This window comes from Mesorhizobium sp. M0854, from assembly GCF_040319815.1.
Classification (GTDB): Bacteria; Pseudomonadota; Alphaproteobacteria; order Rhizobiales; family Rhizobiaceae; genus Mesorhizobium.
The window spans coordinates 98,703-112,344 of sequence record NZ_JAMYOL010000008.1; the positions used below are offsets into that span (position 1 = coordinate 98,703).

Below are 13,642 nucleotides of genomic sequence, written 5' to 3' on the forward strand. Positions count from 1 at the left end.
TTCATTGAATTCGCCTTTCGCGCAGCGCCATGACCGCAGCGAGCACCACCAGCCCGAACAGGATCGCCCGCGTCGCGTAAGGCAGCGTCGTGCCGGCGAGCAGCATCTGCAACGCCGTCAAAAGCAGCACGCCCCCCAGCATGCCGAGATAGTGGCCGCGCCCGCCGGTGATCAGCGCACCGCCGACGACGACTACGGCGATCGAGGGCAGCAGATAATCGTCGCCCATGCCGAGGCTGGCCTGGCCGGAAAAGCCGGTCAGCATGATACCGACGAGCCCCGCGCAGACTGCCGACAGCACATAGACGAGGATGAGCGTGCGCCCGACCGCGATGCCGGAGAGCTGGGCGGCGCGCAGGCTGTTGCCGATGCCATAAACCCGGCGGCCGAAAGCGGTGCGGCCGAGCAGCAGCACGGCAAAGACGACGAAGGCGATCATGAACAGCACCATCGGCGTCACAACGAATACCTTCCCGGTCATGAACCAGCGCAGCATCGGCGAGGAGAAGCCGGCCGGCGTACCCTGCGAGTAAAGCAGCGCGACGCCTTGCAGAATGCCGTTGGTGGCCAGCGTCATCACGATCGGCGAAATGCCGAGGAAGACGATGCCGATGCCGTTGGCAAGACCGATCAGGCAAGCTGTGAGCAGCACCGCCGGCAGCGCATAGGCAAGTGCACCATCCGAGCCGTTGACCATGCCGGCAAGCAGGATGCCCGAGAGACCGATCGTCCACGGCACCGACAGGTCGAGCCCGCCGGTGAGGATTACGCTGCCTTGCCCAAGCGCCAGAACGGCGAGGAAGCTCGACAGCACGAACAGCGAGTTCCAGTAGGTGACGTTGACGATGGCGCGTCCGAGCCAGATCTGGGTGACGATCACGACGACGGCCAGGCAGACATAGGCCGGCAGCGCATAACGCAGCGTCTCGGCATTGCGTATATGGAAGGCCGGCTGCGGCGCCTGCTGATCGTCGGTGCTGCCACGCGCGATCCTCAGCCGCCGGTCGGTGCGATCGATCTGCGAGGGCAGCATTCCGGCGCGCCATGCGGCCAACCGCGCCCGCAGCGCACGCAGTTGGCGGGCGAGCACGGAGCCATGCGACAGCGAGCCGGCAAGCACGGCAAGGATCAGGATCGTGCCCTCGGCGATCGTCGAATAATAGGCCGAGACGTTGAGTACGAGCAGGATGTTGACGACCATCATCAGGATGTAGGCGCCGAAGACGGTGCCAACCGGCCCGCCTTGACCGCCGCCCAGCCTTGTACCGCCGACGACGACCGCCGCGAACATCGACAGCAACAACGGGTTGCCGACGAGCGGATCGCCGCTGCCCGTCTGTGCGCTGATGAAGACGCCGGCGAGCCCGTAGCAGCCGCCGGCTATGACATAGACCAGGAAGCGCACGAGAACGACGCGCACGCCGACCGAAGCGGCCGCGTCCGGATCGCTGCCGACGGCATAAAGCGCCGTCCCGAAGCGTGTGCCTTTGAGCCAGAACCAGGCGAGCAGGACGACGCCGATGACCACCAGCGGCATCGGTATCCAACCGGCGATAGCATCACCGAGATAGAAGGCGCCAAGATCGGGCGAGACGAAGCCGCCCGGCTTGTCCATGACCAGCAGCGTTACTCCCTGCAGGATGAACATGGTCGACAGCGTGACGACGATTGGCTGCATGCGCAGGACGGCGATGAAGAAGCCGTTGAAGGCGCCGACCAGCATGCCGACCCCAATTCCGGCCAAGGTCCACAGCGCGACACTGGTGCCGGTCGCCATCGGATCCATACCTTTTGCCAGGACGACATTGACCAGCGAGATCACCGCGCCGGCGGACAGGTCGAAACCGCCGGACAGGATGACCACGGTCTGGCCGATCGCCGCCAGCGCCGAGGTGGCGCCGCCGCTGGAGAGAAACGAAATGTCGAAATAGGTGAGCCGCCCGGCACTGACCAGATCGACGATAAGCAGGAGCACCGCAAAGACGATCGCCGCGATGATCGCGCCGCTGTGTCGCGCGAGAAGCCGCGTCAATGTCGCGGCCGGTGCCGCGGCGGGCAAACTCGTCACGCTCATTCCGCCGCCTCCCGGACCAACTCGCCTTGCCCCAGCGCCGGTCGCATGATCTCGCCTTCCGTGATGTGGTTGCCGGCAAGCTCCGCCACCAGGCGACCGTCATAGAGGACGAGCACTCGGTCGCATTGATGGACCAGCTCGGGAATTTCGGTTGAATGCAGAAGGATCGAGCCGCCGGCCGCCACATAGTCGCGCATCATCACATAGAGCTCGTGCTTGGTGCCGACGTCGATGCCGCGGGTTGGGTCGAAGAGCAGCAGGATGCGGCTCTCGGCGACCAGCCATTTGGCGATGGCGATCTTCTGCTGGTTACCGCCCGAAAACGCCCCCGCCCTCGTCCACATGGCGCGGTGGTCGACCTCGACCGCCGAGAAGGCGGACTGGACGGCCTGCGCCTCCTCGTGCCTGCTGATCAGGCCAAATCGGGTAAAACGCGCGACGACCGGCAGCGATACGTTTTGCCGGCCCGAGAGCTTCAGGAACAGACCTTCGGTCTTGCGGTCCTCCGGCACCAGCCCGATCGCCATGTTGGGCTTGAGCGCATCGGCGGGCGAGCCGAGCCACACTTCGCGCCCGTCGACCAGGATATGGCCGCGCTCGATCTCGGCCATGCCGAAGCAGGCGAGGAACAGGTCGAGTTGGCCCATGCCCTGAAGCCCGGCAATGCCGAGAATCTCGCCCTTGCGCAGGTCGAAACCGACGCCGTCGAGCTTCATGCCGGCCTTGAGATCGCGTACGCCGAGCACCGGCGGACCGAAGACCGCCTCGCTTTCGGGTTTCGGCGGAAAGGTCTGGGCGATGCTGCGACCGATGATCTTTTCGATCACTTCTCCATCCGGGACGTCGGCCACCGGCGCCGTCACGATGTGACGGCCGTTTCTGAGAATGGTCAGCGTGTCGCAGAAGGCCCGCACCTCTCGCATGCGGTGGGTGATGAACACGACCGTCGTGCCGGCGGCCTTAAGTCGCGCGATGATGCCGCCCAGCCATTCGACATCGCCGCCCGACAGCGTCGAGGTCGGTTCGTCGAGCAGGAGGATGCGCGGCTTGCGATAGAGCGCGCGCGCGATTTCGATCTTCTGGCGGACGGCGAGATCGAGGGTCGCGACCTCGGCATCAAGATCGACCGAAAAGCCGAGATCTGAAATGTGCTGGCGCACCGCCCTGCGCGCGCTCGCCCGCCTGATCAGGCCGCTCGGGCCGACCGGCGCGTAGGGCAGCAGCATGTTGTCGAGAACGCTGAGATCGCGCACCAGCGTCATTTCCTGGAAGGCTGTCTGCACGCCTTTGGCGTGCGCGGCGCGCGGCGAACCGAGTGGCGCCGGTTCACCAAGAACGGTGATTTGCCCTTCGTCGGGCCGCACCAGTCCCGACAGCAGCTTGACGAGCGTCGACTTGCCGGCACCGTTTTCGCCTAGCAGCGCGTGCACGCTGCCCGAAACGATCTCAAAGGAGACGCCATCGAGGGCGACCGTCGCGCCAAACGCCTTGCGGACGCCCTCTATGCCGACAGCTGTCGATTGCGCTGACATCATGATTCCAGTCCCGGCCTGCACGGGGTGCGTGGGAGTGCCTCCAAAGCACCCCACGCCCCATTCGGAGAGCCTTACTCCTCGGGCTGGCCGACAAGGGCGGCCGCGAGACCGATTTCAGGTGTCTGGTCGGAGAAGATCGAGGCGAACCAGCCGGGGTTGGAGACTAGCGACGGTTTGAAGGCATTACAGCCAGCCTTCATCTCCGCCCAGGTGCCTTCGTCACAAAGCTTTATCGTGTCGTTGGTGACGACCGGCAGTGGCAGGATCGTTTTCTTGGCAACCTCCTTGCCGTCAAGCGCCTCGACTGCAAGCTTGAGGGCAAGCGCGCCGGAATAGGGCGGCGATGCATAGGAGATCCGGGGCGCGCCGAGCGGCGCATAGGGAGAGGCTGCGCCCTCGACCTCCGTGCCCTCCGGCAGCATCTGGATGCGCCCGCCATTGGAGCCCTCGCCGGCGCAAGGCAGCAGTTCGCTGCTCTTCTTGCCGGCCTCGAGCTGCATGGAATTGGCGGTGAAGCAGCCGACCTGCATCCACAGCCCATTTATGTCGTCCCAGCTGCGCGTCGCCAATATCTTGGAAAGTTCGGTACGGGCCACCGCCTGGCTCCACATACCGACAGCCTCGCCCACGATCTTGATGTCGGGATGCTTGGCAAACACCTCCTTTGCGGCCTTGGTGCGCAGATCGTCGACCGAGGTGCCAGGAACGCCGGTCACTGCGATGATGTTGCCCTTGCCATTGAGCTTCTTGACCAGCCACTCCGCCGTCACGCGGCCAGCCTCTTCCTGATCGATATGGACGTTGTAGGCGCAGGGCTCTGTGATCTCGGCATCATAGGCAAATACCTTTACCCCCTTGTCGCAGGCGTTCTTCACCACCTGGTTGAGCGCTGTCGGCGAGATCGGGAAGATCACGATGGCTTCGGCACCTGCCTGCACCATCGCGTTGATCTGCTGGATCTGGCGCTGTGCGTTCGGCCCGGCCACCTGAACCTGGAGGTCGACCTTGTCGGCCATGCTCTTGTGCGACGCCATCGCCTTGACCATGTTGGCGGCCTCGGCCTGCCAATCATTGCCGATGAAGCTCATGCTGAGAAATATTTTGTGCTTTCCGGCCGCCTCGGCCGCCGACATCCCAAAGGCGCAAACAGCCATGCCGGCAAGCAGCGCGAGCCGCCGGGCTTTCGATCCGATACCCATTCGAAACTCCTCCCAGTTCAGACGACCAAATGCCTCCCAAGGGCACGAAACGTGCTCCTTGTCATTCGATGCAGCTGACCGTATCATGATTTGATCAAAGATCAATGATGAAATGCTAGTGGGTAAAAGCCGGATACGCCGGCGCTTGACGCGGCAATCCGAACCTTGCATTCCGGGCACAGGCGCCGGGTAGGACAAGAGCGTCGCCGTATGGGGAAAGGTAGGCACAGATGGCTGGGGCGGCATTCAGGAAGCCGGGCGTCGAGATTACGCCGCTGTCCAGGGAAACCCTGCAGGACAGGGTTTACCGGCACGTCACCGAGTTGATCCTCGACGGCAGTATCGTTCCAGGTGAAATGGTGACGGTGCAGAGCCTTGCCGACGCTTTCGGCGTCAGCCCGATGCCGGTTCGCGAGGCACTGCGGCGTCTGAGCGCCGCCAACGCATTGATGGTGGTTTCGGGCCGTTCGATCGGTATCCCGGCATTAAGCCGCGCGCGGCTCATCGATCTCAGGAACGTCAGGTTTGAGATCGAGGCGATCGCCGCCGCATGGGCGGCCGAGCGAATGGACGATCCCAGCGTGGCGCTGCTGCGCCAGCATCTGGACGCACTCGAACAGGCCAATGCCGCCGGCGACGTAAAATCCTATCTCAGGGCCAACTACGCTTTTCACTTTTCCATCTATCGAGCCGCGGGTTCGGAAAACATGCTCAACATCATCGAGAACCTGTGGCTGCAGATCAGTCCCTATTTCAACATGCTGCACGATTCTGGAAACTATTCGACCGCCAACCAGCACCATCAGCAGATGTTCGCAGCGCTGCGAGACCGCAATGCGGAAGCTGTCCGGGCCGCGGTTCGCGCTGACATCGACGCGGCTTTCACAGTGCTGATCAAACTGCTGAAGTAACTTCAGGTCGCCATAAGCGACATGCCGCCTCCATTGCTGATCAGACTTCCAGTTCTTTTTCCGCCCACTCCGCGAACTTTTCCAGCTTGTCGAGCAAGCTCTCGGCTTCGGCTAGTGATTTTGCCCTGATTCCGTATTGAGCTTCGTCCTTCTCATCGAGGATGCTCCGCAACCGGCTGGCCTGCGCAGCAGGAAGGCGATTTCCAAGCGCATCACGCATGGTTTTCACCACGGCCGCATGATCCGCGCGGTTGATCGTTCCTGCAAATCGGGCAGTGAGCGCATCGGCGTATGCTATTGCCGCATTCACGATCTGCGACATAGCCGGATTGCCGATGTCACCCGTTTCAGACATTGCCACCTCCAAACGGGCAGCCTTCAAATATGAGCGGGCGATGCGCAATCGCCCCTCGCCAAAGGCTGTCTCAACTGCTTTCGTCGCACCTCTTCTGGTCATGCCAATGCCTTCTGGCGAGTTTTTGTTGCGAGTTCGTCCGGGCGTGGACCCAAGACGAGCAGGGCATTAGCTTCGACCCCGCCCCACCAAGGGTCTCCCGTGCTCGACAGCCTCGCCACATCCTGCGGAGTGAGTCCCACCACCGAGGGATTGAAGCCAAGCTCTTCACCGTGGGTCACCAGTGCCTCACGGATCTTTTGGAGCGCGCTTTCAAGCTTTTCGGATGGCGTAACCACTGCGATGTCGAGATCGCTGTCTGGACGGTCCTCGCCCCTCGCCACGCTGCCGTAAATCCAGGCCGCGAGTACGTTCGGCCGAACTGCGGAGACCGCCTCAGTGACTACAGCGCGAATGTTGGAATACCTAAGCGCCTCCTGCTCAAAGAGGGCTTCCAGTGATGTCGCCAGTGGATGGCGATCATTCAACCGATAAAGACGAGCCCTGCCCGTTCCCTCTGAAGATACGATGCCAATCCCCTCCAAGGTTGCGAGAGCAGACCACACGCTTGCCCTCGCAAGCCCGCTACGAGCCGCAAGCAATGGTGAAGAAAGCAAGCCGCCGTGCCGGGATAATTCCCGGAGCAATCTCACGCTTGCGTCGGTGCCGAGCATAATGGTGAGTGGATAACGCAAAGCGCTTTGAGCGGTCGAGCGTGCCATGGCGCAAGTTCCTTCTGCTCTGGAGCCATAGCACGTCGACTGCCGGATATCAAATCTGGTGTTTGGTTTTCTAAACAGAAGTCCTGTTATCTGAGCCTTGGCGGCTGCTGCGCCGCTATCACGAATGTATCCGAGAGATGTTTATCGCCACGTTCGTTCAGTCCATCGTAGGAGCAAGAGCAAGATGCCGCTCTATCTTATCGATTTCATTATCTTTTTTCTGCTTCAGTCCATCCAATGCCCGGTCGGAAAGACTGAGTATTTCGTCAGACGGCGCTTACTCAGACATAACCTATTTTACGATTGCGCCGCCGCGACCGAAAGCCATTTCGGCCACATCACATCTCTCAATGCACACACACTGCACACGAAAGCCAACGCAGGGCCAAATCATGAATCGTTAACCTGCAAGGACGGCTTGGCGGTAGGTCGGGTTCATGAGGGCTTTGAGGCGCTTACGCTTGAGCGAGTTTGAAGGCTCGCGACGGAGCATGTTGAGCACCGCGCGGCGGATCATGGCGAGGTTGCGCGCCGAATGGTCTTTACGGACGCGGCTCTCGTCTTTGCCGCGCGACAATCAAGGCAACACGCGCTCTCAACTTGATTGTCGCGCGGCACTGCGTCCCTTGCCCTGTTCGACGCAGATAAGCATGCGTGTCGAGTCGATGTCGTCGATCTTGAGTTGCGCGACTTCGGACACGCGCAGGCCCGCGCCATAGGCGACGCCAAGTGCCGCCTTGTACTTGATGCCTTGATGCTGGGTGCGGCTTCGAGCAGCCGCGCCGCTTCCTCCACGCTCAGCACGTCGGGCAGCTTGCGCTGACACCTCATGATCACCAGCGCACGCGCCAGATGCCGACGCTTCAGCGTCACGAGGGACAGGAACGGCAGTGCCGAGACCGCGCCATTGATCGTCGCAGAGCCGACGCCGCTCTCATGCTGATGCAGCTGGAATCGACGGATGTCCTCAGCCGTCGCAGTGTCGGGCGAGCGGCCAAGGAACACAGCGAAGCGCCGGACGTGACGAACGTAGTCCTGCTGGGTATGGGAGCCCAGGCCACGCAAGAGCATGTCGTGCTGCATGCGCTGGCGAAGCGGAGAGATTGGTGCATCGGTCGACAGGGTAGCCATGGCGAGTTCGTCTCGTGAAGGGAACTCCATGGTCAGATCGACGCCTCTACCGGCTCAAGTCAAAATGGCAGTCGCGCCATCTCAGGCCGAGGCGCCCCTCCCGCGAGGCGGGTTTGTGCATGAGGCGCATACCGGTTAAAACTTACAGGGCTAAATCTGTCCCCAAATTGGAAAATTTTCGACTAGGCTACCTGCCTCCGATAGCGGAAGAACGCCTCTTCGATAGTGGGTCTCGCGATGTAGCGCTCTCCCGCTACCACCTTTCCCCACACTCCTTTGACGCCGTTGGGAAAGGCATCCTCGCCCAGGAGCGCGGTGAGACGCCCGGCGATTTCGACTTCAATGCCGCCGATCCTTGATGGATCTCGAAACACAGTAACAGTTTCGATCAAGTCCCGCATCGCCTCTACAGTTTCGGAATCGCCGGCCACAACGCCTTCGGCAAGCCCTGTTTGAAGCTGGTTTAGTTGTTCCTCATAGCGCGCCAGCACCGCAGGATGCAGTGCGATGACATCAGTCGGCGCGGGCACGTTGTCCAGCTCGGCTACAATGCACTTACGTTCTTCATTGAGCGCTGTTGATTGCGGCCCCAACACGGCTGGGTCGCCATGACCCTTGGCGATGGCATTGACCAGCCGATCGATCTCCCGAGATAGCTCTCCAAGCCGTCGTTCCAAACGAGTGCGCTTCGCATCGGTTTCGGCTGCCAGGCGCCTTCGTTCCTCGTGATACGTCTGGACGTACTGGGTGACGTTGCCCCCAGTTTCTATCCAGTTTTGAGTTCGTTTCCGGCGTGGGTTGTGCCCTGCTGGGCGGGTGAAGCGACGGGCGCTGGCGCGGAGCCTTTGGCATCGCGCAGCGCGAGCGACCGTCGCAGATTGAAGGTGGTGGCGAACTCGGCCGGTGTCTGCCAGGCGATTTGGGAATGCGGCCGGGCGGTGTTGTAGTCGGCGCGCCACAGGGCGATGGCGACGCGTGCCTGAGCCAGCGAAGTAAACAGCGTCTCGTTGAGCAGTTCATCGCGTAGTCGGCCGTTGAAGCTCTCGATGAAGCCATTATCCGGCATGATGTTCTTGGTGCCATCGTTTGTTCGGTACGTTAGGTTCGTTAAGCTTGGCCCATCCGGGCCACGGGGCACCGGGAGCACGCAAGTGCGGGCAGGCCGTCGTATGCAGATGAACTGCGAGTTCGAGCACATTATCTGGCCGCCCCTACGACTCGCCCGGATGCGCCGCGAGCGCGGCTCCGTATTTGTCGTGTTGCCCGCTCGCTCCCTGTTCGTGACCAACGATGGAAGGAACCGTGCGTATTATCAGCATGGACATACACCGCGTAGCCGCCGAGGTCGTGTCGTTGCTTGATGGCAAGATCGTCAAGCTCGGCCGCGTTGGGAGGAATGGCACCAGGTTCTAACGCAGGTTCGAGAGTGGCCGGTTGCGACGTTTCAGGAGCCGATTGGCACGCGGCTATGGCAGTGCCGCGAAGCCAGCATTGCGTTGCACATTCGGTGTGCCATCTTCTGGTGCCCCGGCCATCTTTGAATCTAGCGCAGGCCGACCTTATCGCGCGTTTTCACAAACTGTGTCTACGCAAGGTAAGTCATAAGACAGCGGGTCGTCGAAGAACCCGCAGCGGTCGTGAGTGAATGCCTTCCATTCGTCGCCCAAGTAGCGGCCTGGAGCGCCATTCGCCCGGCATCCGCTGGTTCATTAGGAGTTGAGCGGGAGGATCAGCAGTTGACCTTCCAGATCACATAGTGAGGCCGTTGCGACTGTATTCCTGAACCTTCGACAAACGAGTACACGCCGGTCGAACGGTTTCACCAAGCTGCTGAATGAACGCTCTAGATGCATTCGACAGGCGTTTGACCGACGAAAGCTTAAGCCCCCAAGATGCCGCGGCCTATTTCAAGTGCTGCGAGACGAGTATGATCGTATGATCGCGCGTTGGTGCCAGGCTTCTGAATGATAATCACGACGATGGCAGTCATTCTCGACAATACAAGAGTTGCTGCCACTTATTCGGACAGGAGCTACCCGTTCGATTGAACCGGTAGCGGTGAACGGAAGCGGCACAAACACCCTTCGGCCGCGATTTCGCCAATAGCAATACCTAGAAACGTGCCACTTTGGCGGAGGATCTGCGCCCTCCGAAGGCAGAAGTTACAGGTTCAAATCCTGTCGGGTGCAGCATTGCACAGTTCGCTAGCCGACAACTATTCCTGCTGGAATTGACAGGGCCAATCTTCAGGCCTCGTCAAGCCAGAAGGCAACTCGGTCCGGGCGTCTCCGCAAGCCATGTTGAGCTGCCACTGGGACAGACCCGCCGAATTGGAAAGATCGACGCCCTCGATACGGGTCAGAAAGAAAAAGGCGCGGTCAAAGTCTATCGGCGCGGTGAACGTCGCTCCTCGGAAGTCCGCCCGTGCGAGATTGGCAAACGAGAAGCGGCTACCGCTGATATCGGCGTCATGGAACTGCGCACGCCCCAATTCTGCCTTTGTGAAATCAACATTGGTCAGATTGGCGCCCTGGAAATTCGAGCGCTGTATTTTCGCGCTCGCAAACACAGCGCCCTGCGCGTCCATACGGCTGAAGTCGGTCCTGTAGGCCTCGATTCTGTCGAACCGGGCGCCTTTGGCGGTCGAGTCGGCCAGGGAAGCACGCACAAGCGTTGCCTTCTCAAGATTTGCCGCAACGAGATTGCTGTTCCTGAGGTCGGTCGAAGTGAAATCAACACCGAACAGGTTCGCCCCGCTCAGGTCCTGTCCTTCTAGGATGAGAAGCTTCTTGTCACACTCTTGCCAATTGACGCCAGGCGTCGGGGCTGCGTCGCAATTGTGAGCAGCAGTGGCGTTCTGCCAAGCAAACACAGTGCAAACCGCTAGAACCAAGCCGGACGCGCCGTGAGCTCTGGTTCGTCTCAAAGTCATTGTTGCTGGACCTCTGCCACTCGCCGACACTCAACCTTACCACATCTGCTGACACACGAGCCACGGTGACCACCGCCGTCACAGTTAGCGCATTTCTCATATTCAAGCTTTGATGTTGATCAACCGATCAACCCGCGCGTAGGGCGCGATTTGCGAGCGCCTCCCCATATCATCGGCGGTCCAGCAGAGATTCATTTGTCACCGGCCAGTCGCATCATTCCGTAGGTATGCTTGACTAAGCCGAGGAGAGCGGTCGTTCAGGCTGGCGAAGTCCCTCCGCTCTGGACGTTTGTCTCGCTAGTTGGGAGCCTGCTCGGATGCTGACCGCCACCGCCGCCGTCCGCTGCCGACAAGCGTGAATCCGCTTGGTTCCGCACCGATCGGTACTTCCAGACGGCGAGGTTGACCCGGCACGGGGTGCTCGTCGCATATCCTGATTCCGCTGTCGCATGAACCCCACGAGTTCGCTTAGCGAAGCCGAAGTTGATCTCTGCCATCTCCCAGGTCGAAGCATCAACCCCGCATATTTGTGAAGCTGACGTGCCGCGAATACGCCTTTTTCGGTTGGCGGGCTTTATGGCGGACGCGCAACCTATTCTTGTATTTTTCTCAACGTAAACAATGTCGTATGGCGGAGAGGGAGGGATTCGAGCTCCGCGCTTGGAAAAGCGTCCCTCTCGTCTTCACCGTGCAGGCCGCTTACTCTGGGCGGCAGAGTGCCTTCCGCGCTTCGCCAAACCTGCCGTGGGAAATGCCTTGCCGTTTTTCCCGGCGGGGCTTTGATCAGATCGTGACTATTAGTGATTTATGCTGGAACTGGTTGCGGAGGTTAGAGTCGGGCCTATTTGCGCCGATCAAGAAGTCCCGTCAGCAAACGGCCGCGTCGCACGGTGCAGAAGGCCATGCATCGTAGATTATGCGCAAACTGCAATCGCGCGCCTAGTCGGAACTCGCGCATCGAACAGTACATCACGTCTTCCGTCCCCAGCGCACCGGCGGCCTCCCCCGCTCGCAATCCAAATAGACGTCTTTCAGCTGTTTGATTGGCATGTCAGCGTGAGCGAACGCGAGGTCCTCAGCACGGTGCCGAGCGTCACAGGCGCGAGGGACTTAACAACTGGCATGATCATTTTGGGATCCTCCCCAGCTCCCGTCGGTCAACATTCAGTCCTTGGGGTCGCAGGTGTAGTGCCGTTCGAAGGTCCCGTCCGCGCGCCGCTGCTTGTCGAAGCCGATGTAAGGCTCGATCGCGCGCTCGTGGACCAGCCAAAGGGGATCTCGGCCGAGGCGTAGCCACTGCCGGCGGCCAACCGTTTCGGGATCGAGGCCGAAGCGATCCTGGTGCGCTCGATCGTCGTGCCGGCCGCGCCTGCCTCCGCATGACGGATGGCGCGGCTTCGCAAATCGCACATGATTTCGTCACGTGAGATGCCGATGTCGCCAAGGACGTCATCGGGTAAACGGCTCAACTGGTCCGTTGCCGACAAGAGAGCTTTTCGCTCGGCGCGGAGGCGTAACCACCTGCGAAATGGACCAATGGCGGCAGCATGAATTATAACCATGATCAGATCGTCCCTTCATTGATCTGAATTGACCGGTACGGAACGGCGCGAACGGCACTCCGGGCGAGAGCGTCAGCCGTCCGCGAGGCAAATTAGGCGTAGTGGTCGATGGATTGGTTTTGCCGCGGCGTACCCATACGGCGGGCGGTGGCTGGCCCCGGGCCACGCATGTAATAAAGCTCCGGGCGGTAGCGCGGCGCGACGAATTTGCGAAACCCCGCAGCAAGTTTTGTGACGGGAGCCAAGAATTTCATGACTGTTCCCTTTCCCTTCGCCGGCTTTCACACGAGCCGGCGGGCCTGACGTTGCAAAAAGGATATGACAGTCGAACCAGGCTCGGCTGTGGGAATTCCCACACTGGGGAAAACATTGGCGAAATCCGCTCCCAGTTTGCATCCCGGAAAGCGGGGCCTGCGGCCATCAAATTTCCTTGGATAGGGGGTAAGGTGAAGTACACTTGATTGAACAAGAGACCGTTGTGACAGGCTCTCTGGCCTTCATCTCAAGACTTTGCGATGCCGACCTCGCCGCGCTGACCAAACGGTGGCACGAGCGCAGCTATCGACACAACGAGCTAATCATTTCCCACGGCGACACTGGTCGCGATGTCTTCTTCCTGCTGGAAGGACGGGCTCGCGTGACACTGGTTTCAGCGGACGGCAGGGAGATAGCGTATCGCGATGTCGAACCGGGTGACATTTTCGGGGAGCTCGGAGGCATTGACGGGATTGCACGCTCTGCCAGCGTAGTCGCGCTGGAGGCAACCCGCGCTGCACGGCTGTCCGGCACAGCATTCCGGGATATCGTGATGACCCACCCGACTTTTGCCTGGATGCTGCTTGAGCATCTGTCTGCCCAGCTCCGGCGCATGACCGAGCGGGTATTCGAATACAGCACTCTGGTCGTGCGAAAACGGCTGATCGTCGAGCTCCTGCATCGGGCGGAGAAAGCCGCACTCGTGGACGGCGAGGTGTCCATAAGCCCGGCACCGACGCATTCCGAGCTGGCGGCAACGATGAGCACGCACAGGGAAGCGGTCTCGCGCCAAATGAGCGACCTCGCCAAGAGAGGCCTGATCGAAAAGCGCGGCAGCAGGTTATTGCTGCATGACGTCTCGGCACTACGGGCGCTGGTCGACAAGAAGGAATAGCGAAGGCTGTCGCTGCGGCGGGGGGCACCGCA

The 13,642-nt window shown here is 60.9% G+C and carries 13 protein-coding genes and 2 pseudogenes; 2 read left to right on the forward strand and 13 right to left on the reverse strand.

The window, feature by feature from the left end:
• Position 1 precedes the first annotated feature (1 nt).
• The 3 genes from NKH99_RS15155 to NKH99_RS15165 form a co-directional block, all read right to left on the reverse strand.
• A complete protein-coding gene (locus NKH99_RS15155) occupies positions 2–2,074 on the reverse strand; it encodes an ABC transporter permease (protein WP_353014525.1) in 2,073 nt (690 codons plus the stop codon).
• Entirely contained in the window at positions 2,071–3,609 is a 1,539-nt protein-coding gene (locus tag NKH99_RS15160) for a sugar ABC transporter ATP-binding protein (RefSeq protein ID WP_352473180.1), read from the reverse strand. Before NKH99_RS15160 ends, NKH99_RS15155 begins: the two co-directional genes overlap by 4 nt.
• A 71-nt stretch (positions 3,610–3,680) precedes the next feature.
• Complete coding sequence (locus NKH99_RS15165) at positions 3,681–4,808, reverse strand: sugar ABC transporter substrate-binding protein (protein ID WP_352473178.1); 1,128 nt, start codon at positions 4,806–4,808, stop codon at positions 3,681–3,683.
• Positions 4,809–5,038: 230 nt separating this feature from the next.
• Here NKH99_RS15165 and NKH99_RS15170 point away from each other — a divergent pair, with 230 nt between their 5' ends.
• Entirely contained in the window at positions 5,039–5,719 is a 681-nt protein-coding gene (locus tag NKH99_RS15170; RefSeq protein ID WP_352473177.1) for a GntR family transcriptional regulator, read from the forward strand.
• Positions 5,720–5,759: 40 nt separating this feature from the next.
• Here NKH99_RS15170 and NKH99_RS15175 read toward each other — a convergent pair whose 3' ends face one another.
• The 10 genes and pseudogenes from NKH99_RS15175 to NKH99_RS15220 form a co-directional block, all read right to left on the reverse strand.
• On the reverse strand, positions 5,760–6,176 hold the full coding sequence (locus tag NKH99_RS15175) for a hypothetical protein (RefSeq protein WP_353014528.1): 417 nt from the start codon (positions 6,174–6,176) through the stop codon (positions 5,760–5,762).
• Positions 6,173–6,835, reverse strand: coding sequence for a nucleotidyltransferase domain-containing protein (locus tag NKH99_RS15180; RefSeq protein WP_353014530.1), 663 nt, complete (start codon positions 6,833–6,835; stop codon positions 6,173–6,175). The genes NKH99_RS15175 and NKH99_RS15180 overlap by 4 nt, the downstream gene beginning before the upstream one ends.
• Before the next feature lie 400 nt (positions 6,836–7,235).
• Positions 7,236–7,412 carry a hypothetical protein gene (locus NKH99_RS15185; protein ID WP_353014532.1) on the reverse strand — a complete coding sequence of 59 codons (177 nt, stop codon included), beginning with the start codon at positions 7,410–7,412 and terminating at the stop codon, positions 7,236–7,238.
• A gap of 18 nt (positions 7,413–7,430) precedes the next feature.
• The gene (locus NKH99_RS15190; protein WP_352686480.1) at positions 7,431–7,661 is read right to left on the reverse strand and encodes a tyrosine-type recombinase/integrase; all 231 of its coding nucleotides are present in this window, start codon (positions 7,659–7,661) and stop codon (positions 7,431–7,433) included.
• Between the two features lie 98 nt (positions 7,662–7,759).
• Positions 7,760–7,996 (reverse strand): annotated as a pseudogene (locus NKH99_RS15195) (phage integrase N-terminal SAM-like domain-containing protein); the annotation flags it as partial.
• A gap of 152 nt (positions 7,997–8,148) precedes the next feature.
• The gene (locus NKH99_RS15200) at positions 8,149–8,643 is read right to left on the reverse strand and encodes a hypothetical protein (RefSeq protein WP_353014535.1); all 495 of its coding nucleotides are present in this window, start codon (positions 8,641–8,643) and stop codon (positions 8,149–8,151) included.
• Between the two features lie 89 nt (positions 8,644–8,732).
• Positions 8,733–9,023: pseudogene (locus tag NKH99_RS15205) on the reverse strand (integrase core domain-containing protein); the annotation flags it as partial.
• 1,158 nt (positions 9,024–10,181) lie between these two features.
• Entirely contained in the window at positions 10,182–10,898 is a 717-nt protein-coding gene (locus tag NKH99_RS15210; protein ID WP_353014537.1) for a pentapeptide repeat-containing protein, read from the reverse strand.
• Between the two features lie 1,164 nt (positions 10,899–12,062).
• Positions 12,063–12,308 (reverse strand): hypothetical protein, encoded by a 246-nt coding sequence (locus NKH99_RS15215; RefSeq protein WP_352747811.1) that lies wholly within the window; start codon positions 12,306–12,308, stop codon positions 12,063–12,065.
• 244 nt (positions 12,309–12,552) lie between these two features.
• Complete coding sequence (locus tag NKH99_RS15220) at positions 12,553–12,714, reverse strand: hypothetical protein (protein ID WP_167522729.1); 162 nt, start codon at positions 12,712–12,714, stop codon at positions 12,553–12,555.
• A 224-nt stretch (positions 12,715–12,938) separates the two neighbouring features.
• Here NKH99_RS15220 and NKH99_RS15225 point away from each other — a divergent pair, with 224 nt between their 5' ends.
• Positions 12,939–13,610 carry a Crp/Fnr family transcriptional regulator gene (locus NKH99_RS15225; protein ID WP_353014539.1) on the forward strand — a complete coding sequence of 224 codons (672 nt, stop codon included), beginning with the start codon at positions 12,939–12,941 and terminating at the stop codon, positions 13,608–13,610.
• The last annotated feature ends 32 nt before the right edge of the window (positions 13,611–13,642 follow it).

Coding starts and splice junctions, on each gene's coding strand:
- NKH99_RS15210 (WP_353014537.1), bottom strand. CDS start 10,898: ATGACTTTGAGACGAACCAGAGCTCACGGCGCGTCCGGCTTGGTTCTA.
- NKH99_RS15165 (WP_352473178.1), bottom strand. CDS start 4,808: ATGGGTATCGGATCGAAAGCCCGGCGGCTCGCGCTGCTTGCCGGCATG.
- NKH99_RS15170 (WP_352473177.1), top strand. CDS start 5,039: ATGGCTGGGGCGGCATTCAGGAAGCCGGGCGTCGAGATTACGCCGCTG.
- NKH99_RS15180 (WP_353014530.1), bottom strand. CDS start 6,835: ATGGCACGCTCGACCGCTCAAAGCGCTTTGCGTTATCCACTCACCATT.
- NKH99_RS15160 (WP_352473180.1), bottom strand. CDS start 3,609: ATGATGTCAGCGCAATCGACAGCTGTCGGCATAGAGGGCGTCCGCAAG.
- NKH99_RS15220 (WP_167522729.1), bottom strand. CDS start 12,714: ATGAAATTCTTGGCTCCCGTCACAAAACTTGCTGCGGGGTTTCGCAAA.
- NKH99_RS15155 (WP_353014525.1), bottom strand. CDS start 2,074: ATGAGCGTGACGAGTTTGCCCGCCGCGGCACCGGCCGCGACATTGACG.
- NKH99_RS15175 (WP_353014528.1), bottom strand. CDS start 6,176: ATGACCAGAAGAGGTGCGACGAAAGCAGTTGAGACAGCCTTTGGCGAG.